19 protein-coding genes are annotated in these 23,166 nt (G+C 66.7%); 4 read left to right on the top strand and 15 right to left on the bottom strand.

What is annotated here, in order from left to right; translation table 11 throughout:
• The first annotated feature begins 2 nt into the window (after positions 1–2).
• The gene (purU, locus tag AC1DD3_RS19065) at positions 3–899 is read left to right on the top strand and encodes a formyltetrahydrofolate deformylase (protein WP_230118459.1); all 897 of its coding nucleotides are present in this window, start codon (positions 3–5) and stop codon (positions 897–899) included.
• A 151-nt stretch (positions 900–1,050) separates the two neighbouring features.
• On the opposite strand, the gene AC1DD3_RS19060 is transcribed toward purU, so the two are convergent.
• Positions 1,051–2,628: a PucR family transcriptional regulator gene (locus AC1DD3_RS19060; protein WP_476882283.1), complete on the bottom strand. Its 1,578-nt coding sequence runs from the start codon at positions 2,626–2,628 to the stop codon at positions 1,051–1,053.
• Positions 2,629–2,736: 108 nt separating this feature from the next.
• Here AC1DD3_RS19060 and AC1DD3_RS19055 point away from each other — a divergent pair, with 108 nt between their 5' ends.
• Positions 2,737–4,260 carry a purine-cytosine permease family protein gene (locus AC1DD3_RS19055; RefSeq protein WP_476882282.1) on the top strand — a complete coding sequence of 508 codons (1,524 nt, stop codon included), beginning with the start codon at positions 2,737–2,739 and terminating at the stop codon, positions 4,258–4,260.
• A 13-nt stretch (positions 4,261–4,273) separates the two neighbouring features.
• Complete coding sequence (locus AC1DD3_RS19050) at positions 4,274–5,230, top strand: polysaccharide deacetylase family protein (RefSeq protein WP_230118455.1); 957 nt, start codon at positions 4,274–4,276, stop codon at positions 5,228–5,230.
• 173 nt (positions 5,231–5,403) lie between these two features.
• On the opposite strand, the gene bcp is transcribed toward AC1DD3_RS19050, so the two are convergent.
• The 7 genes from bcp to AC1DD3_RS19015 all read right to left on the bottom strand — a co-directional run bounded on the left by bcp (position 5,404) and on the right by AC1DD3_RS19015 (position 13,018).
• Positions 5,404–5,883, bottom strand: coding sequence for a thioredoxin-dependent thiol peroxidase (gene bcp / locus AC1DD3_RS19045; RefSeq protein ID WP_230118453.1), 480 nt, complete (start codon positions 5,881–5,883; stop codon positions 5,404–5,406).
• Positions 5,884–5,957: 74 nt separating this feature from the next.
• Positions 5,958–6,701 (bottom strand): winged helix-turn-helix domain-containing protein, encoded by a 744-nt coding sequence (locus AC1DD3_RS19040; protein ID WP_230118451.1) that lies wholly within the window; start codon positions 6,699–6,701, stop codon positions 5,958–5,960.
• Between the two features lie 11 nt (positions 6,702–6,712).
• A complete protein-coding gene (allB, locus tag AC1DD3_RS19035) occupies positions 6,713–8,056 on the bottom strand; it encodes an allantoinase AllB (protein WP_476882281.1) in 1,344 nt (447 codons plus the stop codon).
• Positions 8,049–9,308: a glycerate kinase gene (locus tag AC1DD3_RS19030; RefSeq protein WP_476882280.1), complete on the bottom strand. Its 1,260-nt coding sequence runs from the start codon at positions 9,306–9,308 to the stop codon at positions 8,049–8,051. The genes allB and AC1DD3_RS19030 overlap by 8 nt, the downstream gene beginning before the upstream one ends.
• Positions 9,309–9,343: 35 nt before the next feature.
• Positions 9,344–11,134, bottom strand: a complete 1,791-nt coding sequence (gene gcl, locus AC1DD3_RS19025) for a glyoxylate carboligase (RefSeq protein WP_230118445.1) — start codon at positions 11,132–11,134, stop codon at positions 9,344–9,346.
• A gap of 150 nt (positions 11,135–11,284) precedes the next feature.
• A complete protein-coding gene (locus AC1DD3_RS19020; RefSeq protein WP_230118444.1) occupies positions 11,285–12,163 on the bottom strand; it encodes a 2-hydroxy-3-oxopropionate reductase in 879 nt (292 codons plus the stop codon).
• Positions 12,164–12,217: 54 nt separating this feature from the next.
• Positions 12,218–13,018, bottom strand: coding sequence for a hydroxypyruvate isomerase family protein (locus tag AC1DD3_RS19015; protein WP_230118441.1), 801 nt, complete (start codon positions 13,016–13,018; stop codon positions 12,218–12,220).
• A 346-nt stretch (positions 13,019–13,364) separates the two neighbouring features.
• Here AC1DD3_RS19015 and AC1DD3_RS19010 point away from each other — a divergent pair, with 346 nt between their 5' ends.
• Entirely contained in the window at positions 13,365–13,571 is a 207-nt protein-coding gene (locus AC1DD3_RS19010; protein ID WP_230118439.1) for a hypothetical protein, read from the top strand.
• 112 nt (positions 13,572–13,683) lie between these two features.
• Here the strand turns inward: AC1DD3_RS19010 and AC1DD3_RS19005 are convergent, their stop codons facing one another.
• From AC1DD3_RS19005 to AC1DD3_RS18975, 7 genes are read right to left on the bottom strand one after another with little or no spacing between them, the layout of a single operon-like run.
• On the bottom strand, positions 13,684–15,147 hold the full coding sequence (locus tag AC1DD3_RS19005) for a UDP-glucose dehydrogenase family protein (protein WP_476882279.1): 1,464 nt from the start codon (positions 15,145–15,147) through the stop codon (positions 13,684–13,686).
• Positions 15,144–16,280, bottom strand: coding sequence for a phosphotransferase (locus AC1DD3_RS19000; RefSeq protein ID WP_476882278.1), 1,137 nt, complete (start codon positions 16,278–16,280; stop codon positions 15,144–15,146). Before AC1DD3_RS19000 ends, AC1DD3_RS19005 begins: the two co-directional genes overlap by 4 nt.
• Positions 16,277–17,572: a phosphotransferase family protein gene (locus AC1DD3_RS18995; RefSeq protein WP_476882277.1), complete on the bottom strand. Its 1,296-nt coding sequence runs from the start codon at positions 17,570–17,572 to the stop codon at positions 16,277–16,279. The genes AC1DD3_RS19000 and AC1DD3_RS18995 overlap by 4 nt, the downstream gene beginning before the upstream one ends.
• Positions 17,569–19,431 (bottom strand): ABC transporter ATP-binding protein, encoded by a 1,863-nt coding sequence (locus AC1DD3_RS18990; protein ID WP_476882276.1) that lies wholly within the window; start codon positions 19,429–19,431, stop codon positions 17,569–17,571. Before AC1DD3_RS18990 ends, AC1DD3_RS18995 begins: the two co-directional genes overlap by 4 nt.
• Entirely contained in the window at positions 19,428–20,600 is a 1,173-nt protein-coding gene (locus AC1DD3_RS18985) for a glycosyltransferase family 4 protein (RefSeq protein WP_476882275.1), read from the bottom strand. Before AC1DD3_RS18985 ends, AC1DD3_RS18990 begins: the two co-directional genes overlap by 4 nt.
• Entirely contained in the window at positions 20,597–21,817 is a 1,221-nt protein-coding gene (locus tag AC1DD3_RS18980) for a glycosyltransferase family 4 protein (protein ID WP_230118434.1), read from the bottom strand. Before AC1DD3_RS18980 ends, AC1DD3_RS18985 begins: the two co-directional genes overlap by 4 nt.
• Positions 21,804–23,015: a glycosyltransferase family protein gene (locus AC1DD3_RS18975; RefSeq protein WP_476882274.1), complete on the bottom strand. Its 1,212-nt coding sequence runs from the start codon at positions 23,013–23,015 to the stop codon at positions 21,804–21,806. Before AC1DD3_RS18975 ends, AC1DD3_RS18980 begins: the two co-directional genes overlap by 14 nt.
• Between the last annotated feature and the right edge of the window lie 151 nt (positions 23,016–23,166).

Genomic DNA, 23,166 nt, shown 5'->3' with positions numbered 1-23,166 from the left:
CCATGACTGCCATCGAGACTGAATCCTTTACCGGTCCGACCGCGACCACCGTGGAGCATGTCCTCACGCTGGACTGCCGGGAGTCGCCTGGCATTGTGCACGCCGTCTCCGGCTTCCTGTTGGAACACGGCTGCGACATCATCGACAACCAGCAGTTCGGCGAGCGCTCCGAAGGGCACTTCTTCATGCGGGTGCACTTTGCGTCCGACGGCGATGTGTCCACCGCGGACACCCTGCGGGCCGCTTTTGGCCCGGTGGCGGAACGCTTCGGGATGAGCTGGCGGCTGGAGCCGCACGGCTCCAAGCGGCGCGTGCTGATCATGGTTTCCAAGTTCGGGCACTGCCTCAACGACCTGCTGTTCCGCGCCAGGATCGGCGAACTGCCGGTGGAGGTGGTGGCCGTTGTTTCGAACCACACCGACCACCAGACCCTCGTGGAATGGCACGGTATCCCGTTCTTCCACGTGCCCGTCACCGCCGCTACCAAGCCTTCCGCGGAGGCACGGCTGCTGGAGCTCGTGGACGAGTTCGATGTGGAACTGGTGGTGCTGGCGCGCTACATGCAGGTCCTCAGCGACGCGCTCACCCGCAAGCTGGACGGGCGTGCCATCAACATCCACCACTCATTCCTGCCCAGCTTCAAGGGCGCCAAGCCTTACCACCAGGCCTACGCCCGCGGGGTGAAAACGGTGGGGGCTACAGCACACTACGTCAACGGCGAGCTCGACGAGGGGCCCATCATCTCCCAGCAGGTGGTGGAGGTTGACCACACGTACGGCCCGGAGGACCTGGTTGCCGCCGGCCGCGACACCGAATGCAAGGCGCTCAGCAACGCCGTCCGCTGGCACTGCGAGGGCCGCGTGATCCTGCAGGGCAACAGGACAGTGGTGCTCCGCTAACAGGACGCTCTCTCACTTCCTGTCGCTTAAGCCGGGACGCTCTCTCACTTCCCGTCGCCTAAGCCGGGACGCTCTCTCACTTCCTTGGGGGAAGTGCGAGAGCGTCCCTATTTTTGTTGCGAAAGGTGAGAGAGCGTCCATCCCGCCGGGGCTACAGGACGGCCAGCCGGGTGGCCAGATGCAGGGCTGCGAGCCGGCCGGTTCCCCGCGGATCTCCGCCGCACAATTCAAAAATCCGCTGCAGCCGGTGATGCATCGACTGCCGCTCCACGTGAAGTTCCCTCGCGGCCTGCGCCGTATTGCAGCCGGAGTCGAGCCAGATGGCCAGGGTTGTCAGCAGCTGGGAGTTCCGCCGCTCGTCGTGCTCCAGTACGGGTCCAAGTTGCTGGCGCACAAAGTCCTGCCGTGCCCCCTGGTCCAGGTGCTGCACAGCCATTCGCTCCACGGCGAGGTTTTCGACGTCGACCACCACACCTGCGGATTCCGACGGCAGCCTCGCCGCTCGGAGTGATGCGTTCACCACCAGGTCCAGGGCGCATTTCGCCTCCGACAGCGACCACGGTGCGTTTATGATCCCGGCAGCCAGGGGGCCCACCGCCGTCATGGTTCCGGCCTCCACAGGGAGTTCCTGCAAGGCCGCCACGAGTTCCGCCCGTGCGGCGGAGGCGCCGTCAATAGGAAGGGCTGCGAGGGCAAGAAGCTCTGAATTATCCACATAGCTGGCGCTCTGCTGGGCTGAGCGCTTCAGGATCTTGTCCATTGCGGCGCGTAACTGTTGGGACGTGGACGTCCTGACGACGATGGCGACCACAGTTGCCGAGGCCGGAATCCCGGCAGTCGGAGAGAGCTGTTGCAGCCGCCAGGGCTGACTGCTGGAGCTGACAGCGCGCAGCAGCGCGGTCCCTGCGACCTCTTTCAGGCCGGGTGGCATCCGTTGCAGCAGCGCCAGCGAAAGGATGTCAACGCACCGCCCGCCGGCAACGCGTGCCAAATTGACGTCGCCATGGGCCGGGACATTGATTGCCAGCCTGGCGGAGGGCACGCCGCGGACGGGGACGTCGATATTGATCGGCGTTCCATCCGTGCCGGTCCCCACCGCGTTTTCGCGCCGTTCGTCGGGCCCGGAACCGTCCGCCGGAATGGAACCGGCGGAACCGTCACTTGCCGGGGCGGCGGTTCCCAGTGTCACACCGGACACCGACGAGAGTTCCAGCGTCGCTTCAATGATCCCGGCCAGCACGGCGAGAATCCGGTCCAGGCTGCTCCCGTGGGCCAGTTCCACGGCCATGGCGTGGCTGGCCTCGTCCGCGCGGCGCAGGTGTGCCACCGATTCGCTGACCAGCATCGAGTTGATGGCCTGCATGATGCCCACGAACGGCACTACTTTGCGGAATTCAATGAGGGGCAGCCCGGCTTCTTCGGCGGCCCGGATCATCGAGGACGGAAGCGACGCGAGGGTTTGGCCTGTCTCCACGGCCAGGGCGCCGACGCCGCGTTCAGCCAGCTGTCGGACGTACTCCACGCGCCGGCCGTCCGTGGCTGAGACCAGGGCATCACCCCCGGTGAGAAGCAGTTCACCGCCGCTAAGTAACGGCGCAATGTCCAGTACCTCACTCGAATGGACCCAGCGCAGTTGTGTACCCGACGCTGCACCTGCCCCGGCGCGGATCACGGGATCAGCGGCCGTGAGGGTGGGGTGCTTAAGCACGTCGGCTAGCAATACAGGCATTACGATCCGTAACGTAGATGAGCGTTGTGTTGTACACATAGTATCTTGTTGACTGTGGCCTGTGACACATAATCTGGCGGTATCCCCCTTCCCCCTACGGAGGCCCCCATGCACAACCACTCCACTGCAGCCGCGGACGGCCCAGTGCCGGCAGCCGACAATGATGTCGAAGCCTGGCTCCAGCCCATTCCGGAATCCCAGCGGACCAGGAAAGTCTCCGGACAGTTCTGGATCTGGGCCGGCGCCAACCTGGCACCCATCAACTGGGTCCTCGGCGCCCTCGGCATCCACCTCGGGCTCGGCTTTGCCGACACCGTCACTGTCCTTGTCTTGGGCAACCTCATCGGAATGCTGCTGTTCGGTTGCTTTGTACTGCTCGGCCAGAAGACCGGCGCCACCGGCATGGTGCTGGCCCGCGCGGCGTTCGGCCGGCGCGGAAACTACTTGCCCGCCTCCATCCAGGCGCTGCTGGTGATCGGCTGGTGCGCAGTGAACACCTGGATCATCCTGGACCTCGTGATGGCGCTCTTCGGGACGCTCGGCTGGGTCGACCCGACAGCCCACAACTACGGATGGAAGATCGGCGTCGCCACCACCATCATGGCAGCGCAGGTGGCCATCGCCTGGTTCGGCTACAAGGCCATTGCCGCGTTTGAAAAATGGACCGTACCGCCAACCATCATCATCCTCGCGGTGATGTCCGCCGTCGCCTGGTTCGGGATGAAGATCAACTGGTCCTACGCAGGACCGGCCGGCAATATCCTCGAAGGCTCGGAGCGGATCGCCGCGATGAGCGCGGTCATGACGGCGATCGGCATTGGCTGGGGGATCACCTGGTTCACGTACGCCGCCGACTACTCCCGGTTCGTCAGCACCGAAGTGCCAAAGCGCAAGGTCTACCTCGCGTCGGTCCTCGGCCAGTTCATCCCCGTCGTCTGGCTCGGAATCCTGGGAGCCAGCCTCGCCACCAACAGCGGCGAGATCGACCCCGGAAAGCTCATAGTCCAGAACTTCGGGGTCATGGCGCTCCCGGTGCTCCTGATGGTCCTGCACGGGCCCATCGCCACCAACATCCTGAACATCTACACCTTCTCCGTCGCCACTCAGGCGCTCGACATCACCATCAGCCGCCGCAAGCTGAACCTGTTCGTCGGCGTCTTCTCGCTGGCCGCCGTCGTATTCTTCATCTTCCAGGAGGACTTCGCCTCTGTCCTGGATGCATGGCTGATCGGGCTCGTGGCCTGGGTGGCTGCCTGGGGCGGCGTCATGCTTGTGCATTATTTCTGGATCGAGAAGCGCTGGCCAGCCGACGGCGGACGGCTGTTCGACAGTGTGGGCACCGGGCGGCTCCCCGGCATCAACTGGGCCGGCGTTGTATCCCTCCTGGTTGGCATCTTCGCCACCTGGCTGTTCATGTACGGGCTGATCCCGGTGATGCAGGGCCCCATCGCCGTGGCCTTGGGCGGCTGGGACCTGTCCTGGCTCGCGGGTGGCCTCAGCAGCGCCGCGTGCTACGCGGTTCTTGGCCCCCGGGTCCACCGCAGGTTTCTGGCCGATGCCGGATCGCAGCCGGTCCCGGCAGCCGTCCCGGAGACAGTGGCCCTCCCGTCAACAACCACTGCCGCCCTCTAGAAAGGAACGGACCATGGAATTCCCTGCCTTCGCAGACTCCGCCCATCCCATCACCTGGCCCGAAGGGTACCGGGCAGCCGCCTCGTTCACGTTCGACGTCGACGCCGAATCGTGCACCATCGCCCATGACCCCGCCAGCACGCGCCGGATGTCGCTCATGACGCACCAGTCGTACGGGCCCAAGGTTGCGGTCCCCAGGCTGTTGCAGATCCTCGAACGGCAGGACATCCAGGCCACGTTCTTCATCCCGGGTTTTACCGCGGAAAGCTACCCCGACGTGGTGCGCCGGATCGCGGATGCAGGACATGAGATCGCCCACCACGGCTACCTCCACGAACCCATGCAGGGCATCGACGCCGACACCGAGGCGCGGTACATCGACCGCGGGCTGGAAGCACTGGCCAACGTTGCGGGCGTGCGGCCGGTCGGCTACCGCGCTCCCTGGTGGGAGCTGAACTGGCACTCGCCGGCTCTGCTGGCTGACCGCGGCTTCCTCTACGACTCAAGCCTGCTCGACGGCGACGCACCGTACCGCTTCAGCGTCGCCGACGGCGACTCCAGGGATCTGGTCGAAATACCTGTTGACTGGGCACTGGACGACTGGGAGCAGTACGCCTTCTATCCGGGGGTGACCGGCAGCGGAGTCATTGAAAGCCCCGCCAAGGTCCTCGAAATGTGGACGCTGGAGGCAGAGGCACACCATGCGGCCGGGAGCTGTTTCGTGCTGACGAACCATCCGTTCATCTCCGGCCGGCCCTCAAAGGCGGTGGCCTTGGAGCAGCTGATCAACCGAGTCAAAGCCATGGACGGGATGTGGGTCACCACCATGGCCAAAATCGCCGAGCACACGCGGGACACCGTGACTGAAGTCCATAGCCACGCGCGCATTGCGGTTCCGGGCTTTCCCGACGCCGGCGCCCGCTTCACCCCGGCGCAGGTCCGGCAGCCGGAGCTGACCGCCGGCCCGTAACACGGCTGAGCCCAGGCAGCCCTCTCTCACCACCCGTCGCTTAAACCGGAACGCTCTCTCACCAGATGAGAGAGCGTTCCGGTTTTTGTTGCAGGAGGTGAGAGAGCGTCGGCCCGGAACGTGCAGGAGGTGAGAGAGCGTCGGCCTGGAACGTGCGGGAGGTGAGAGAGCGTTTAGACGCCCAGGGATTCCTTCAGCGCCTGGACGTGGCCCTGGGCCTTGACCTGGTACTGGGCGAGGCGCACCTTGCCCTCGGGATCAAGAACCACGGTGGAGCGGACGATGCCCTCGCGGACCTCCCCGTCCACGAGCTTCTCGCCCCAGGCGCCGTAGGCCAGTGCGACGGAGTGGTCCTCGTCGGCCAGCAGCGGGAAGGTCAGGGCGAAGTCGCCGGTGAAGTGGGACAGCTTGTCCGGGGCGTCGGGGGAGACGCCCAGGACCTCGTAGCCGGAGCCCTGGAAGGTGGCCAGGTTGTCGCGGAAGTCGCAGGCCTCGGTGGTGCAGCCGGGGGTGGCCGCCTCGGGGTAGAAGTACACGATGACGTTCTTGCCCCGGTAATCGGCCAGCGAGGTCTGCTTGCCTTCAGCGTCCGGCAGGGTGAAGTCCGGGGCCTGGGTTCCGGGCTGGAGCTTGGTGGTCAGTTTGGGGCTCATGGCATTCCTTCGGATGGATCTTGCGAAACAAAAGCTGGTGGAAGAATCAAGGGCTGAATTGGATAACAGCCTAGCTAGATACTGTATTCCGCCGGGCCGCGGACGGTGGCGCCCGGGCCGGGGATGAACTGGTAGCCGCCGCCCCGCACCGTGGCGATCGCGTGCCGGCCGCCGCGCAGTTTGCGCCGCACCCGGCCCACGTAGACGTCGATGGAGCGGGTGGCCGCCCCGGGGCTGTCGAACGATTCCAGGAACACCCGCAGCTCCTCGCGGCCGATGGCCCGCGAGCAGTTTTCCACGAGGTAGCGCAGCAGCTTGAACTCGACGCCGGTGAGCGGCACCGGCCTGCCGTCCAGCAGCACCTCGCCTTTCGCGAGGTCCACGGCGACCCGGCTGACGGGGCCGCCCGACGGCGGGAGGTGGGGTGCGCCGCCGTCGTCCAGTTGCGGGGAGTCCTCCGGGGAGGACGACAACGGCGCGGGAGTGCCGCCGTCGGGCGTCCCGTGGGGTGCCCCCTCCCCTGGGGGCTTCCCGGACGGGAACGAACCGGCGGCGGACGTTGCAGCTCCGGCGGCAGGCCAGTGGACTTCCGCCTCCGGAGCAATCTTCAGGGCACGCGCGAGCACCAGCTCGGCGGCGCGGGTGAGAACAGCCTCATCAATGTCCTGCCCGGGCCCGGCGGTTACCCAGACGGCCAAGCCCCGCGCCTTGAACCCGGGCGCGCCTGAGTTCCGGTCCGGGACGGCAGTGAGGTGCGGGCGCCCGCCGACGCTGCCACCGGCCGGGTTCCCGCGCGGCGTATGGGCATGGACGGCCATGACGGAACGCCTCAGACGCCGCCGCGGCGGATCAGTTTGCCGCTGGGCGTCTGGCCGTCCACCACGCTGCCGCGCAGGAACGTCTTGCGGACAACACCGGAGAGGGCCTTGCCGTCGTACGGGGTGATGGGGTTCTTGTGCTTGAGCTTGGAGACGTCCACCACGAACGCCTCGTCGGGGGCGAAGACGGAGAAGTCGGCGTCGTAACCGAGGGCGAGCTGGCCCTTGTTGGACAGCCGCGCCAGGGCTGCCGGCTTTTCGGCCATCCAGGACACCACCTGCTCCAGCGGGATGCCGCGGTGCCGCGCCTCGGTCCAGATCAGCGACAGGCCCAGCTGCAGCGAGGAGACGCCGCCCCAGGCCACGGCGAAGTCGCCGTTTTCCAGGTCCTTCAGGTCAAGCGTCGAAGGCGAGTGGTCAGAGACGATGCAGTCGATGGTGCCGTCCTGCAGGCCCTTCCAGAGCAGCTCGCGGTTGGAGGCTTCGCGGATGGGCGGGCAGCACTTGTAGGCGGTGGCGCCGTCGGGGATCTCCTCGGCCATGAGCGTGAGGTAGTGCGGGCACGTCTCCACGGTGAGGTGGACGCCGTCGCGCTTTGCGCTTGCGATCATGGGCAGCGCGTCCGAGGAGGAGAGGTGCAGGATGTGCGCGCGGGCGCCGGTCCAGCGGGCCCGCTCGATGACCTCGGCGATGGCCTTGTTCTCGGCACCGCGGGGGCGGGACGCCAGGAACGTGGAGTAGTGGTCGCCGCCCGGATGCGGTGCGCGGTCAATGGCGTGCGAGTCTTCGGCATGGACGATCATGAGCGAATCGAAGGACTTGAGTTCGGCCATGTCCTCCTCCATCTCATCCGCCTCCAGATGCGGGAACTCGTCCACGCCGGAGTGCAGCAGGAAGCACTTGAAGCCGAACACGCCCTCGTCATGGAGCGGGCGCAGGTCCGCCTTGTTCCCGGGCACGGCGCCGCCCCAGAACCCGACGTCGACAAACGCCTGGTCCTCGGCCACTTCGCGCTTGAGCTTGAGGCCCTCCACCGTGGTGGTGGGCGGGATGCTGTTCAGCGGCATGTCGATGATGGTGGTCACGCCGCCGGCCGCGGCCGCGCGGGTGGCGGACGCGAAGCCCTCCCATTCGGTGCGGCCGGGCTCGTTGACGTGGACGTGGGTGTCCACGAGGCCGGGAATGAGGGTTTCGTCGTCGGCGAGTTCGATGATCTCCCGGCCGGACAGGCCGTTGCCGAACGGTTCGAGGGCGACGATCTTGCCGCCCCGCACGCCCATCTCACGCGCGGCGATGCCGGCGGTGGTGAGGACCCGCTGGCCCCGGATGACGAGGTCAAAGCTTTCTTCAGACATTGAGGGGCTCCTTTGTGCGGGCGCTGTTCGCCGTGGCGGTGGCGGCGGGGACCGGGTTCGCCAGCTCCGCGCCGATGCGCTGTCCCAATTGTTCAAGCAGGGGTCCTGCTTGGGCTATACATATTTCTACCTTGGCCTCCAGCGCGGTCAGTGGGTAGACCTGCCGGAAGCCGGATTCCTGCTGCTGTTCTGCGGTCAGCGTGGTGCGGCCGCAGACGGCGACCACCGGCACGCCGGCGGCAGCGGCGGCGCGGGCCACGCCCATGGGCGTCTTGCCCAGCAGGCTTTGCTCGTCCAGACTGCCTTCGCCGGTGATCACCAAGTCGGCGCCGGCCAGCCGGGCGGCCAGTTCAGTGAATTCAAGCACGACGTCGATGCCCGGCCTGCGCGTCGCGGCCAGGGCCGCTATGGCCGCGTAGCCAACGCCGCCGGCCGCTCCGGCCCCCGGCGCGTCCGCGGCTTTCAGTGCGCGCGGGCCGATTTCCCGGGCGAGGACGCGGACGAAGTTGGCCAGGGCGCTGTCCAGTGTTGCCACATCGGCAGGGGTGGCGCCCTTCTGCGGTCCGAAGATCGCAGCGGCACCTTCCGCACCCAGCAGGGGGTTGTCCACATCGCTGGCCAGGACGAAGCGGGTCTCGTCCAGGCGTGCGTCGAAGCCGGAGAAGTCGATGCTCGCCAGGTCCGCCAGTGCGGCACCGCCAAGCGGGAGTTCGTTGCCGTCGGCGTCGAACAGTATGGCGCCGAGGCCCTGCAGGACCCCCGCTCCGCCGTCGGTGTTGGCGCTGCCGCCGACGCCCAAAATGATCTGCCGGCAGCCGGCGTCCAGGGCGGACCGGATGAGTTCGCCGGTGCCGAGGCTCGTGGCGGCCTTGGCGCTGGCGGAATCCGGCTGGCCGCCGGTCCCTCCAGCGCCATTGGCCTTGCCGCCGGTTCCTCCAGCGCCATCGGGGAGGACCGCGAGCCCGGAGGCCGCGGCCATCTCGATGACGGCCTCCCGTCCGCGGACCGCAAACTCGGCAGTCAGCGGCTGCCCGGTGGGGCCGCTGACAACGGCGCTGCGGCGGGTGAAGCCGGAGCCGACGGCGGCGTCCAAGGTGCCCTCGCCGCCGTCGGCCACGGGAATCCGGAGTACCTCAAGGGGACCCTGCCCCGCGATGCGGAAGCCCGCCTGCAGCCCCCTTTCCAGGTGCCGGGCGACGTCCGGGGCGGAGAGCGAGCCCTTGAACTTGTCCGGCGCGATCACTATGTGCATTGCAGTGCCTGTCTTTTAGTGTTGAGCGCCGCGGCTTAGGGCTGCAGGGCCAGGATGGCGGTGGGGGCGTCCTCGCGCGTCTCGGCCAGCTCCTCGAACTCGTTGATTGCGTTGATCTCGGTGCCCATGGAGATGTTGGTGATCTTCTCCAGGATGACCTCAACCACCACGGGAACCTGGAACTCGCCCATGAGGGCCTTGGCCTTGTCGAACGCGGAGCCCAGGTCGTTGGGGTCTTCCACCCGGATGGCCTTGCAGCCCAGGCCCTCGGCCACCTTGATGTGGTCCACGCCGTAGCCCGCTGCGGTAGCGGAGGAATCAGTGGAGTTGATGTTCTCGAAGGCCAGGGACACGTTCTGTTCCATCTTGAAGCCGCGCTGCGACTGCCGGATGAGGCCCAGGTAGGAGTTGTTCACCACCACGTGGATGTACGGCAGGTTGAACTGCGCGCCCACGGCCAGTTCCTCGATCATGAACTGGAAGTCGTAGTCGCCGGACAGCGCAACCACGGTCTCATCCGGCTTGCCGCGCACCACGCCCAGGGCCGCCGGTGCGGTCCAGCCCAGCGGGCCGGCCTGGCCGGCGTTGATCCACTTGCGCGGGCCGAAGACGTGCAGCATTTGGGCGCCGGCGATCTGGGACAGGCCGATGGTGGACACGTAGGTGGTGTCCTGGCCGAAGGAGCGGTTCATCTCCTCGTACACGCGCTGCGGCTTGATGGGGATGTTCTCGAAGTGCGTCTTGCGGTGCAGGGTGGCCTTGCGCTCGGCACATTCGGCAACCCAGCCGGAGTAGTCCGGCAGGGTCTTGGCGGCCTGGCGTTCGCGGGCCAGTTCCAGCAGCCCGTCCAGAGCCGCGCCGGCGTCCGACGCGATGCCGAAGTCCGGTGAGAACACGCGGCCGATCTGGGTGGGCTCGATGTCGATGTGCACGAACTTGCGGCCCTCGGTGTAGGTGTCCAGACCGCCGGTGTGGCGGTTGGCCCAGCGGTTGCCGATCCCGATCACGAAGTCGCTCTGCAGGTAGGTTTCATTGCCATAGCGGTGCGAGGTCTGCAGGCCCACCATGCCGGCCATCAGCGGGTGGTTGTCCGGGATGGTGCCCCAGCCCATCAGGGTGGGGATGACCGGAACGTTCAGCAGTTCGGCCAGTTCCACCAGCTGGGCGGAGGCGCCGGCGTTGATGATGCCGCCGCCGGCCACGATCAGCGGGTGCTGGGCCGCGGTGAGCATGTCCAGGGCCTTTTCCAGCTGCTTGCGACTGGCCTTGGGCTTCTCGACGGGCAGCGGCTCGTAGGTGTCGATGTCGAATTCGATCTCGGTCATCTGCACGTCGATCGGCAAGTCCAGCAGCACGGGGCCGGGTCGGCCGGAGCGCATCAGCTGGAAGGCCTTCTGGAAGGCGCCCGGAACCTGGCCCGGCTCCAGGATGGTCATGGCCATCTTCGTGACCGGCTTGGCGATCGACTCGATGTCCACGGCCTGGAAGTCTTCCTTGTGCAGCTTGGCCACGGGGGCCTGGCCGGTGATGCAGAGCATCGGAATGGAGTCGGCCCAGGCCGCGTACAGGCCGGTGATCATGTCGGTGCCGGCGGGGCCGGAGGTGCCGATGCAGATGCCGATGTTGCCATCCTTTGCCCGGCTGTAGCCGTCAGCCATGTGGCTGGCGCCTTCAACGTGGCGGGCCAGGGTGTGGCGGATGCCCCCGTGGGCTCTCATGGCCGAGTAGAACGGGTTGATTGCCGCGCCTGGCAGGCCGAACGCCTCGGTGGCGCCCTCCTTTTCCAGGATGGCGACGGCTGCGTCTACGGTGCGCATCTTCGTCATGGTGTGCTCCTTGAAAGTCTGTGGGTTGCCCGCTGTGGGCTGAATTTTTGGGTGTGTTTAGGGAGCCGCCGTCGTTGATGCACGACGGCGGTTGCCCGGTTTTGCTTGCTAAGTCCGCCCTGTGGGCGGCTGGCCTACTGGCGGCCTGGGTTACTTCCGGCCGCTGAGCTGCAGGACCTGCTTGAAGAGGCCTGAGTGATCGAGTCCGCCGTCGCCCTGGTTGACGGTGGCGGCAACGAGCTGTGCGACGACGGCGCCAAGGGGAACGGCGACGTTGGCTTCGCGGGCGGCGGAGGTGACGATGCCGAGGTCCTTGTGGTGGAGGGCAAGGCGGAAGCCGGGGTCGAAGTTGCGGTCCAGCATCTTCTGGCCCTTCTGGTCCAGGACCTTGGAGCCGGCCAGACCGCCGCCAAGGACCTTGAGTGCTGCATCGGTGTCCACGCCGTAGGCCTCAAGGAAGGCGATGGCCTCGCCGAGGACCTCGATGTTGACGGCCACGATCAGCTGGTTGGCTGCCTTGACGGTCTGGCCGGAGCCCGCGGGGCCGACGTGGACGATGGTCTTGCCGACGGCGTTGAGGACGTCCTGTGCTGCGTCGAAGTCGGCCGCGTCGCCGCCCACCATGATGGACAGGGCGGCGTCGATGGCGCCCTGTTCACCGCCGGAGACCGGGGCGTCGAGCGGGCGGATGCCTGCTGCGACCGCGTCCTCGGAGAGGCGCTTGGCGACGTCCGGGCGGATGCTGGAAGCATCGATCCACAGGGTGCCCTTCTTCGCGTTGGCGAAGATGCCGTCCTTACCGCTGACGACGCCCTCAACATCGGGGGAGTCCGGGACCATGGTGATGACGACGTCGGCGTCCTTGACGGCGTCCGCGATGCTCGTGGCACCCTTGCCGCCCTCGGAGACGAGCTTGTCGATCTTGTCCTGGCTGCGGTTGAAACCGGTGACCGCGTGGCCGGCCTTGACGAGGTTGATGGCCATGGGGAGGCCCATGATTCCGAGTCCGATGACTGCAACGTTGCTCATGATGGTTCTCTTTCTGAAGTCTGTGGTGGTTCTGGTGGCCGAGCCTGTCGGGACCTAGTTGGAAGCGTGCTGGCGGATGGCCCAGCTAAAGGCTGTTTCCGCCGGTTCCTTATATTCGAGACCGATGTAGCCCTCGTAGCCGAGTTCGCGGCTGCGGGCGATCCATTCGCCGAGGGGAAGCTGCCCGGTTCCGGGAGCCCCGCGGCCGGGGTTGTCGGCGATCTGGATGTGGCCGAAGTCCTTGGCGTGCTTTTCGATGACGGCGTCGACGTCGTCCCCGTTGACGGCCAGGTGGTAGAAGTCGGCGAGGAGCTTAATGTTCTCGGCGCCGGATTCTTCCCGGACCCGGCTGATCACCCGAAGGGCGTCTGCGGCGGCGAGGAGCGGGTACTTGGGGGCGCCGCTGACCGGTTCGAGGAGGACGGTGCCGCCGATGCGGGCGACGCCGGCAGCCGCCGTTGCGAGGTTTTCGGCGCCGATGGCGTCCTGCTTTTCGGGCGATTCGCCGTCGATGCGGTTGCCGTAGAGGGCGTTGAAGGCCTTGCAGCCGAGGCGCTCGCCGATGCCGGCTACAACGTCGATGTTGTCCTGGAACTCGCGGGATCGTGCTGGCCAGGAGGTGAGGCCGCGGTCGCCGCCGGGCATGTTGCCGGCGTTGAAGTTCAGGCCCGTGAGCTGCACGCCGGCGTCGTTGATGGCGTTCTCGAACTCGGTGACCTGGGCGTCGGCGGGGACAGAGGTGTCAAAGGGCCACCAGAATTCGACGGCGTCGAAGCCGGCAGCCTTCGCCGCGGCGGGGCGCTCCAAGAGCGGCAGTTCCGTCAGCAGGATGGAGCAGTTCACGGTGTACGTCATTGTCTTTGTTCCTTGCGGGTCCGGTGGTGGCGTCTTTGCTGAGCAGTGCTGGCTTCCTCGGTTATTTCGTATTGTGGAAGTTATATTCTGCTGTATGAAAAGTGTAGGACGGGGCGGGTGCCGGCGTCAACCGTTGCGGACCGTCCGGCAGGCTGATGCCGGAGGCGGCACTGCGGAACCCCTGTTTGAACAGCCGATTCGCTTCTAGAATTGTTGTGGGGCCGACGGCAGAGCCCCGGTGAGCCGGGGTGCCTTCCCAAGCGCCGCCGGCCCTTATTGATTCCGATCCGGTCACACTACGGTCACGGCTCTTCCGGGCCGGGCGCGGGCGTGTGACGATACGGGCATGAGCGAAGAACTTATGGCGGCGGCACCCTCCGGCGGTGGCGCTCCCCGTAATAGAACGGCCGGACTATTCCATCCCGAAGGCTCCGAGGCGACGCGGAAGATGCGCGAGCAGGCTCGGCGGCGGCGGGAAGCTGAAGCGAAGCTGCAGCTCCACCTGATGCAAAACCACAACAGGATCGCAGGCTCACCCGACCCGGCACTCTGAAGGGGCCGGTGAATCCAGGCAGGGCAACAGCGGCCACCCAGGCGCATTGAGGCGTTTGGGTGGCCGCTGTTCCGTTTGCACACCGGGTCCGGTCGCTGGGACCTTGACCGTACTAGACACGCAGATGCGCCGCTTCGAACGTCGTGGACCCCGGGCCCGGCGCGGGTAGCCTGTTGGGTGCTCCGAGTGCCCGATAGTCCCAGCCAGCGGCGCGGTATGCCACGGCGTCAAGCGCGTGCCGGCCGTCAACGATGTTGCGCAGCTGCACTAGCTCGCCCAGCGCAGCCGGGTCAGCGCGCCGGAAGATGTCCCATTCGGTCAGGACTGCCACGATTTCGGCCCCGGTCACGGCCTCCTCCAGCGAATTCGCGTAAGCGAGGTCCGGATAGCTCCGGCGGGCGTTCTCCATCGCCTTGGGGTCGAAGACCGTGACCCTGGCGCCGCTCTGGTGGAGCATGCGGGCAACGTCAAGGGCCGGGGCGTCGCGGATATCGTCAGAGTCGGGTTTGAAGGCGGCGCCCAAAACGGTCACGCGCACGCCCGCCAGGTCGCCGCACGCCATTTCGGTGATGAGGTCCACGGTCCGCTGGCGGCGCCGTTGGTTGATGGCGTCCACTTCCTGCAGGAAGCCGACCGCCTGCCCTACGCCGAGTTCCCTGGCCCGGTGCGTGAAGGCCCGGATATCCTTCGGCAGGCAGCCCCCGCCGAACCCCAGGCCCGGCTTGAGGAAGCGGCCGCCGATGCGGTTGTCGTAGGACAACGCCTTCGCCAGGAGACTGACGTCCGCGCCCGTGGCCTCGCAGATTTCCGCCATCGCATTGATGTACGAGATCTTGGTGGCAAGGAAGGAGTTCGCTGCCGCCTTGACCAGTTCGGCGGTGGCAAGGTCTGTAATCACCACCGGAGTGCCCTCGGTGATGATCGGGGCATAGCATTCGGCGAGCCGGTCCCGTGCCCATGCGGAGGGCACTCCGAAGACCAGCCGGTCCGGGTGCAGGGTGTCCTCCACCGCGTGGCCTTCGCGCAGGAATTCCGGGTTCCAGGCCAGCTCCGCCAGCGTGCCGGCCGGCGCGGTGGCCTGGATGTTGGCCGTGAGCCGCTCCGCCGTGCCGATCGGAACGGTGGATTTTCCCGCGATGAGGCAATGCCGTCCCAGCTCCGGGGCGAGGCGCTCGAGTGCCGCGTCCACATAGCGGAGGTCGGCGGCAGGGGAATCGGGTTCCTGCGGTGTGCCGACGCACAGGAAATGGACATCAGCATCCCTGGCCGCGGAGAAGTCGCTGGTGAACCTCAGCCTGCCGCTTTCCAGCATCTTCCGCAGGAGCTTCTTGAGGCCCGGCTCGAAAAACGGCAGCTGCCCCTCGGACAGGGCTCGTACCTTGGCTTCGTCGACGTCGATCCCCGTCACGCGGTGGCCCAGCAGTGCCATGCACACGGCGTGGGTTGCGCCGAGGTATCCCGTCCCGATGACGGTAAGGGAAAGGCTGGTAAACACCGGGGCGCCGGTGGAGAGGGAAAAGCCGGACGACGGCGGAACATCCGCGGCGCCGTGCGCCCGCCGAGAGGAACTGCTCATGTCAGGCTCCAATCTGTGCTCAATACCGGGACGGGTTCGCGATCCGGGGACGGGCTGGGGAAGGGCTTCACCAGGTAGCGCGTCGCACGTGCCCCCCAGGGTGGGCGGAAGGAGTAAAGGCAGGCCATGCGGAGGCGCGCGCAGGCACAATACGCGGCGAACCGTTCGGGCGCGACGTGCAGTTCTTCGGCTACGGCCATGATCTCGCCGTGGGCAATGGCATAGCGCCGCGTTGTCAGAAGCTTCTGGCACAACCGCAGCTCAAGGTTCACGGCGAGATTGGCGAGGTCCAGTGCAGGCTCGGCCTGGCAGGCTTCGTCAAAGTCCAGCAACCCGGGCGTGCCGCTTCCTCCCCGCCCCAGCAGTTGCTTGTCATGCAGGTCCCCATGCGCCCAGCGGAACGGATCGGGGCGCGTGGCCATGAGCCCGGTGATGGCATTCTCGGCCTGTGCAACGAGGCCGGTGCGGGCTGCTGCAGCTTCCGGGACGCCTTCGCTTTGCAGGAGCCAGAGATCGATCCAGCGCCGGAGATTGGCCACTTCGGCCGCGGGTGGGTGCAGTGGCAGTCCCGCTACGCTGCTGCGGAAATCGGCACTGTTGGCGACGTCAACTGTTTGCAGCCAGGCCAGTGACCATTCGCGCCACATCCGTGCAAAGGAGGCGTCCGTAACGGTCGCATGGTCCTGCCCGAGCTCATAATATGAGCGCCCCGGAATACTGCTGAAGACGACCACCGAGCGCCGGCTCTCCAGTAGCAAAGGGGCTGTGATGCAGCCTGAGGTCAGGGGCGCGGTGGCCAGGGTATGGTTCCTGGCTGCCGTCTCTGCCGGGCCGGGTCGGAAGACTTTTATGTACCGGCTGCCGGCGTGGACTACGGCGCGTTTGTGGGCGCGATGGGCCACGACTTCTCCCTTGGGGGCCTCCTTTGCGAGCGCGGGAAGCCGTGGGTCCTTCTCCGGTACCGGCTCAAAGATTCCGTGCCGCAGATGGGCCGCGCGGACACCCGGAATCCCAGGGGACCGGATTTCCAGGACGTAGTCGTCGCCTTCGGGTCCGGGCCAGGCACGGCGGACCAGCCAATCCCTGCCCCCGGCATCGGTGACGCGGGACGGTATAGCAGGGTGCCAGCTCATGCGATCAACTCCAGGGCCCGGCGGAGGTGCCAGGCTATGTCGGCGGCCCATTCGGGGGACCGGTCCCGGAACGGATCCACGCTGCCTTTGAACAACCGGACGGCGGCCCAGGCATCGAGGTCCTTTTGCCGGAACCGTCCGCCTGCTTGAACATAGCCTTCGGTCAGACAGGCGGTCTTCGCACCGCCCGCGCCGTGGGTGCTCGCGGCTGCAGCACCGGGCGCCGCCAGAGTAGCTTCCTCCACGGCAGCGAACGATCCCAGATCGGCTTCGGCGGAGCCAGGGTGGGCCCGGTCGAAGTCGATGATGCGGACGTCCGATCCGCCCACGAGCACCTGATCGGCCGAGAAGTCGCCGTGGACGGGGACGCTGGTACGCTCTTCGCGGTGGCCCAGCAGGCCGGGTAGGCCGCTCTCCAGTTTCCGCGCGTGCCCCTCCAGTTCGGGGACGAGCGCAGTCACCATGGCGCGGGTCGCGGCCAGCTGTCTGATCAGATCATCAAACCAGTCACCGGAAGCGGCATCGGGACGGACGTGCAGGCCGTGCAGCCGGGCGAGAGCCTCCCCGGCGCGATGGGCACCGCCGGCCGCGTGCGCGTCGTCGAGTCCGGCCAGGTCACCTCCGCCCCATACTGGGCTGGCGCCAACTCCGTGACGTGCGCACTCCGGGTCACCGAGTTGCGGCAGAAGCGGGACGCCGTGCTCGTAGAGGCGCTGCTGAAAATCCAGCTGCCGTTCGGCGTCGGCCGCATTGGCCGCTATCTTGATCACGACGGGGGCCGCGGGATCCGGGATCATCAGTACGAGTCGCCGTTCGGGCTTGTAGCGCAGCACGCTGGCCGCACCGGCCAGATGGCCGTCGGGCGGAAGCCAGTCGACGCCCAGACGCTCCACGCCGTGCTTGCGGAGCCAGGCAAGGTTGCGGCGCAGCTTCCAGTCGTCGGCTATATCGCCGGTGGCGACGAGGGCACCCGGCTGACGGGGGTCGGGCCGGAGCACCCTGATGTTCCCCTCGCGCGACTTGGAGGCCTGTTCGCGATGGAGGAGCTGACCGCTTCCCTCCTCGGTCTTGGTCAGGGCCCAGCCGTAATCGAAGCTGCCGTTCCGGGTCCGGCGGAAAGCAACCAGCAAGGAAGTACATGGTTTGTAGCGGACCCTCGTCACCCGGACAGTTTCGCCGAGGAGCGCGGACAGATTGCCGTTGTCCAGCAGGTAGGGCAAACCTGCCAGGCCACTGTCCCGGCTGGCCAGGGCCCGGTCCGGATCCCGGAGGGCAGACGCAGCTGCGGTCATGGCACTTCCAGCCTTTCAAGCGGCCGCCCCGGGTCCTGATCGCCCATCCAGCGTGCGAAACGCGTCTCCGGATCCTGCAGAAGTTCATCCGGCCGTCCCTCCTCGACGATGCGGCCGTCCTCGAGCCAGATGACGCGGTCGCAGGAGCGGGCGGAATGCTCATCGTGGGTGATCGTAATCGAGGTGCGGTCCCGGGTGAGGGCAGCCAGGGCCTCCAGAACCGACTCCCGTGAGGCAGGATCCAAGCCTGCAGTCGCTTCGTCGAGTATCACAATGGGTGCCTGCCGGAGGATGGCCCGGGCGATGGCGATTCGTTGGCGCTGGCCTCCCGAGAGATCCTTTGCCGCTTCACCCAAGACGGTGTCGTAGCCCTCAGGCAGGGAACGGATGAAGGCGTCTGCCTGGGCCAGGGCGGCGGCGTTCTCGATTTCCTCGTCCGTGGCATCCAGGCGGCCAAACCTGATGTTGTCCCGGACCGTGGTGCCAAAGAGAACGGAATCCTGGAGCAGGATTGAAACGTGCGAGCGCACGGACGCGATCTTCAACTCCCTGAGGTCGCTGCCGCCGACCAGCACTGCCCCCGACGTTGGGTCGATCATTCGCAGGATGAGGCTGGCCAGGGTTGATTTGCCGGCGCCGGAGGGGCCGAGGATGGCCAGGTGTTCGCCGGCCGGGACGCTGAGGTTTATTCCGTGCAGCACGGTGGTTCCCTCGCCGTGGCCGGCGGTCACGTCGTCGAACACAATGTCGGGATGGGCGCTCGAAAGCACGCAGGCGTCGGCGGCCTCGGGGAGATCGGTCTGCGCCTCCAGGAGATCTGCCACCCGTTCCCCAGACGCCGTGGCGCGGGCGATCCGGCTGGTTTGCTTGGCCAGGTCCTTGAGGGGTTTCATCCCGGTCTTCAGATAGGTCAGGAAGACCACCAGGTCTCCTGGTGTGATCGAGTGGTCCAGCACGCGCATGCCGCCCCCGGCCAGGACGATCGCCGTGGCCACGCCAATCAGTACGTCCGTGCGGCGTTCAAGTGCCGCGGCCAGCCGCAGGGCCACCACTCCCGTTCCCAGGGTCTGCTTGTTGCTGGACCGGAAGTCGTCGCTGATGGTGTCCTCAAGGCCGTAGGCCTGGACTTCACGCATGGCATTCAGGGTCTGGGCGGCGGTGGTTGCCAGGGCGCCCTCACCTTTGCGGGACCTGCGGGCGGCCACCGTTATTGATGGCGAACTTCTGTGTGACAGCAGCACGAACGCGCCGCCGGCAAAGAACACGACGAGTGCGAGCAGCGGATCAAGCCACACCATGATGCCCGTCATGGCCACCAGAGTGACCATGTTGCCCAGCAGCGGCAGCCCTGCGGTAACGGCCACTTCCTGCAGCCGGGAGACGTCGCCCACCAGGCGCTGGACTGTGTCTCCGGAGGAGGCGCGGGTGTGGTGCCTCATGGAGAGGCTCTGCACATGGCGGAAGGTCCGCGCGCGAAGGTCGGCAGCGATCCTGGATCCAATCAGGGCGAAGGCGATCGCGGACCAGTAGTTGGCGATGGCCCGCACCACGCTGATGACCACAATTGCTCCGCCGCACAATAGGAGGGTTTCCAGGCTTGCGTCCATTGAGGGTCCGGGTTTGCGCAGCGTGGCGCCGAGTGACCGCGACACGGCGTCAACCACGAGTTTTACGGGCCAGGGCTCCAGCAGCCGGAAGAGGACATCGGCCGCAAGGGCCACGAAACCGCCGGCCATCAGGAGCCGGTGTCCCTTGAGATGCGGGCGCACGCAGCGGAGCGTCCGCCGGAGTCCGGACTCCGGCTTGGGGTCGCGGCCCGGCGCCCCGCGGCCGCCCGCATGTCGGGCAGTTGTGCTCATCGCAATGCCGCCTTTGGTTCGGCCGTCAAGGCTTCGGTGATGGTCGAAAGCACGTGGTTCCAGCTGAAGCGGCGCTCGGCGTCGGTCCGGGCCTGGCGGCCCAGGCTTGCGCGCAGCACCGGCTCAGCCGCCAGCCGCGTCAGCGCGGAGGCGAGCCCGGAGGTATCGGCGCCCGGAACCAGCAACCCGGTGCGGCCGTGCTCCAGGATGGACGGGATCTGGCCGACGGACGTTGCGATGATCGGCATAGCCGCCGCCATGTACTCGTAGATCTTCAGCGGTGAGAAGTAGTCTTCCCGGCCGGCGTCCTCGGGAGGGTACGGGGCCATGGCGGCGTCGCATTCATGAAGCAGGCGGGGCACGGTCCCCGGGGGAACTGCCCCGGTAAATTCCGTCTCCACCCCGAGCATGGCTGCAAGGCGTTCAAGGTTGTCCCGCTCCGGCCCGTCTCCGATCATCCGCACGGTCCAGCGGTCCGGGTCGGCGGAGCGGGTGTTGGCGATTGCGACGGCGTGGAGCAGGTCCGGGACGCCGTGCCAGGGCTTCAGCGTCCCCACGAAGGCCACGGTGAGATGACCGGAATGCCGCCGTCCGGGGCGCCGGGGAGTGATGCGTTCAACGTTGACGCCGTTCGGAGCCAGCACGGTCCTCGCCGCGGGCACCCGGCCGCGGACCCAGCGGACCACAGGTTCTGAGACGCAGGAAACCACCTGCGCCGCCCCCGCATTGTGGCGCAGGATTGCTTCGGCCGTTTCCGCGTCCAGCAGCTGGCGGTACCGCCGCTGCTCTTCAATGAGGGGTGCATTGACTTCGAGGACGGCCGGAACGCCAAGGGCCTGGGAAACAAGGGACAGGGCCGGGCTGAACAGCGAGTATCTCTCGTAGAACAAGTCGCAGCCGTCACTCAGGACTGTGTCTGCGAGATCCAGCGCCGCATCCTGGAGAGCACGCTCCGGGTGTATGCCGGGCCCCCGGCGCGGCTGGTTTTCGACGACGTCGAGATCGGCAAGGTCCGCCGGGCGGTCCTCTCCGCGGCGGGTGCAGTAGAGAGTGACGTCGTCCCCTGCATTGCGCCAGGCCCTGATGATCTCCTGCACGTGAACGGAGGAGCCCTTGGTGCCAAAGACGGGGACTCCGCGGTCGGCGCAGAGGTAGGCCACGTGCATCATGCCACCTTCCTTTCCGAAAGGGCCAGGGACCGGAGCAGCTCCACCTGCCGGCGGACGTCGTAATCCTGTTCGATCAGGGCGCGGGCATTGCGGGACAGGGCAAGCCGGTCCGTTCCGGGCGCGCTGATCCGGCGGATTGCCCGGGCCAGGGCGTGCGGGCTTCCGGGAATTGCCAGAATCCCGGTTTGGCCATCATGGATCGCTTCGGGGATGCCTGTGACCGAGGTGCTGATGCAGGGCACGCCAGTTGCCATCGCCTCCAGCAAGACAGTAGGCATGCCGTCGGCGTTGCCGTCCGCGCCGATGACGCACGGGGCCACGAAAACGTCGGAGGAGTCAAGCAGTTCGAGGACCTCGTCCTGGGTCTGCGGTCCGATCAGCCTGACGTGGTTGCCGAGCCTGAGTCGTTCAATGGTGTTCTGCAGTTCCTCGGTAAGCTCGCCGGCGCCCGCGATCTGCACGTCGAGGTGAAAGCCCTGGCCCACGAGCTCTGCGGCGGCAGGCAACAGGTGCTGGAAACCTTTCTTTTCCACCAACCGGCCGACGGCGGCCACGCGCAAGGTAGTACCGATGGGGCGTGGCTCCCGGTAGGGGAAACGATTCAGTTCCAGGCCGTTGCGCACCAGATGGAGGCGGGAGGTGGCAGCGGGAAACAGGCGGCGGAGGTAACGGAAGTTGTACTGGCTGATGGTCACGGCGTGATGGGCCTCTTCCAGCTTCACCCGCAGCTCGTCGGCCTGGACTGACTCATGGAAGATGTCGACTGCGTGGGCCGTGAACGAGAACGGAAGACCGACGAGGGCCGCGGCGAGTCGCGCAACGCTGGTGGCCGCGTTGGCAAAATGGACGTGAAGATGCCTGATGTTCCGCTGCGAAAGGGCAGTTGCGAGGTTGATCGCCTGCGCAGCTTCGGTGCATTCGGCCGCGGTCAGTTGGCCCAGGTTGCGCGAAAGGGCTGCGGACAGGCCGGCTGTATCCGCGGCCCTGAAGTTCTCCCATAGCTCGGACGCCTTGAGCGGCCGGTCAATGTAGGTGACCGGAGCCTTGACCCGGGCAAGCTCGGGATGGAAGCGGGGGTCGTTGGGCTGGAGAAGTGAGAAGATTTCGATCCGGTCCCCGGCTGCCTCCCGGGCGAGGATTTCGGAAACGATGAAGGTCTCGGAGAATCGCGGATACATTTTCAGCACGTAGGCGATGGCCGGTTCAGACTGCAGCACGTGCCGCCCCTTCCCTGATGGTCTCCGCCCGCGAGCCGGCCGGCTGGAGGACCGGCTGCAGGAGGGCGGCTGCCAGCTGAGGCACACGGGCGAGCCCGTTGAGGTGCGCCAGCCGCCGGTCCACCTTGGTGCCGAGGCTTTGTGCCAGCCAGGCCGCCAGGATTGCAGGCGTCAGCGTGCCCATGTCGTGGCGGTCCAGATAGCCGGCCCGGGCCAGGGAGGCGGCCCTGATCTGCTGCTCGGAGCGGGAGTGGTTCCGGGGGACGATCAGCGCAGGCACGCTGGTGCTCAGGAGCTCGCACACCGTGTTGTATCCGCCCATGGAAACAACCGCCTGAGCATTCCGCATGTGCAGGACCATGTCGTCCAGGGCTTCGACCACCCGGACGCCGGGCGTGGCGTGCCGCCGCAGGTCGGCCAGCTCAGGCCCCGGCATCTGCGGACCCGCAACGATGAGGTGTCCGATTCCGGCTGGGAGCGCGGCGGCGGCGGCGATGCTCGCCAAGGCGTGACCATCGGCACCGCCTCCGACCGTTGTCAGGAAATAGGGGCCAGACATGCAGATTTTCCCGGATCCGGTCGGCCTGCCGGTCGCCAGGTAGCCTGTGTATCGGATCATGCTCCGGAGGGACTCGGGAATCTCGCCGGCGGCAAGTGGATCATGGACTGCGGGGTCGCCGTAAATCCAGACTGCGTCAAAAAGGTCTTTGACGAGCTGTGCGCCGCCGGCACTGTCCCATTCTGCGAGGGCAGTCTCCGGGGAATCCAGCACCTCGCGAAGTCCCAGCACAACCTGCGCCGGAGTCAGGGCACGGGCACGGCGCAGCGCAGCCTCCAGTTCGCGGTGAATGCCAGTGGGATGGCGGTCAACCACGATCAGGTCGGGGCGGAAACCTCCCAGTACTGCTTCCAGCAGGGCGGCCCGCAGGGATACAAGGTCCTGCATGGGGACCGCCAGGTTTCGCGGATGGTAGCCGTCAGGACCCTTCTCGACGCCCGGCAGAATAACCCAGTCCCAGCCCGCCGGAACCTGGAAGCCTGGTGCAAGGGCCGTCCCGGAAATGAGGACGCCGGTTACTGGCCGGCCGGTGAGGCCGGGAAGCTGATTGCTTAGGGCGTGCGCCAGCGCCAGATTGCGGCGGACGTGTCCCAAGCCAAGCGAATCATGGGAATAGAGCGCAACTCTTAACTTTTTCAATGGGCCCCCACGGCCTACTGAATTCGCCCCCCACAGCCAACCGAATTCTCGGTGACGATTACTTTGGTCTAGCCAGCCCTTAAGAAAGGCGCGACCAGCGATAAAAATTATTAGACAACTCTCATAATTTGCCCTAGATGTACTGATGCCC

This window comes from Arthrobacter sp. 05T444, assembly GCF_056395905.1.
This window is presented reverse-complemented; position numbering and strand designations above follow the sequence as displayed.

Excerpts from the sequence above, each read along its gene's own strand:
- purU (WP_230118459.1), top strand. The coding sequence starts at position 3 with ATGACTGCCATCGAGACTGAATCCTTTACCGGTCCGACCGCGACCACC.
- AC1DD3_RS19060 (WP_476882283.1), bottom strand. The coding sequence starts at position 2,628 with ATGCCTGTATTGCTAGCCGACGTGCTTAAGCACCCCACCCTCACGGCC.
- AC1DD3_RS19055 (WP_476882282.1), top strand. The coding sequence starts at position 2,737 with ATGCACAACCACTCCACTGCAGCCGCGGACGGCCCAGTGCCGGCAGCC.
- AC1DD3_RS19050 (WP_230118455.1), top strand. The coding sequence starts at position 4,274 with ATGGAATTCCCTGCCTTCGCAGACTCCGCCCATCCCATCACCTGGCCC.
- bcp (WP_230118453.1), bottom strand. The coding sequence starts at position 5,883 with ATGAGCCCCAAACTGACCACCAAGCTCCAGCCCGGAACCCAGGCCCCG.
- AC1DD3_RS19040 (WP_230118451.1), bottom strand. The coding sequence starts at position 6,701 with ATGGCCGTCCATGCCCATACGCCGCGCGGGAACCCGGCCGGTGGCAGC.
- allB (WP_476882281.1), bottom strand. The coding sequence starts at position 8,056 with ATGTCTGAAGAAAGCTTTGACCTCGTCATCCGGGGCCAGCGGGTCCTC.
- AC1DD3_RS19030 (WP_476882280.1), bottom strand. The coding sequence starts at position 9,308 with ATGCACATAGTGATCGCGCCGGACAAGTTCAAGGGCTCGCTCTCCGCC.
- gcl (WP_230118445.1), bottom strand. The coding sequence starts at position 11,134 with ATGACGAAGATGCGCACCGTAGACGCAGCCGTCGCCATCCTGGAAAAG.
- AC1DD3_RS19020 (WP_230118444.1), bottom strand. The coding sequence starts at position 12,163 with ATGAGCAACGTTGCAGTCATCGGACTCGGAATCATGGGCCTCCCCATG.
- AC1DD3_RS19015 (WP_230118441.1), bottom strand. The coding sequence starts at position 13,018 with ATGACGTACACCGTGAACTGCTCCATCCTGCTGACGGAACTGCCGCTC.
- AC1DD3_RS19010 (WP_230118439.1), top strand. The coding sequence starts at position 13,365 with ATGAGCGAAGAACTTATGGCGGCGGCACCCTCCGGCGGTGGCGCTCCC.
- AC1DD3_RS19005 (WP_476882279.1), bottom strand. The coding sequence starts at position 15,147 with ATGAGCAGTTCCTCTCGGCGGGCGCACGGCGCCGCGGATGTTCCGCCG.
- AC1DD3_RS19000 (WP_476882278.1), bottom strand. The coding sequence starts at position 16,280 with ATGAGCTGGCACCCTGCTATACCGTCCCGCGTCACCGATGCCGGGGGC.
- AC1DD3_RS18995 (WP_476882277.1), bottom strand. The coding sequence starts at position 17,572 with ATGACCGCAGCTGCGTCTGCCCTCCGGGATCCGGACCGGGCCCTGGCC.
- AC1DD3_RS18990 (WP_476882276.1), bottom strand. The coding sequence starts at position 19,431 with ATGAGCACAACTGCCCGACATGCGGGCGGCCGCGGGGCGCCGGGCCGC.
- AC1DD3_RS18985 (WP_476882275.1), bottom strand. The coding sequence starts at position 20,600 with ATGATGCACGTGGCCTACCTCTGCGCCGACCGCGGAGTCCCCGTCTTT.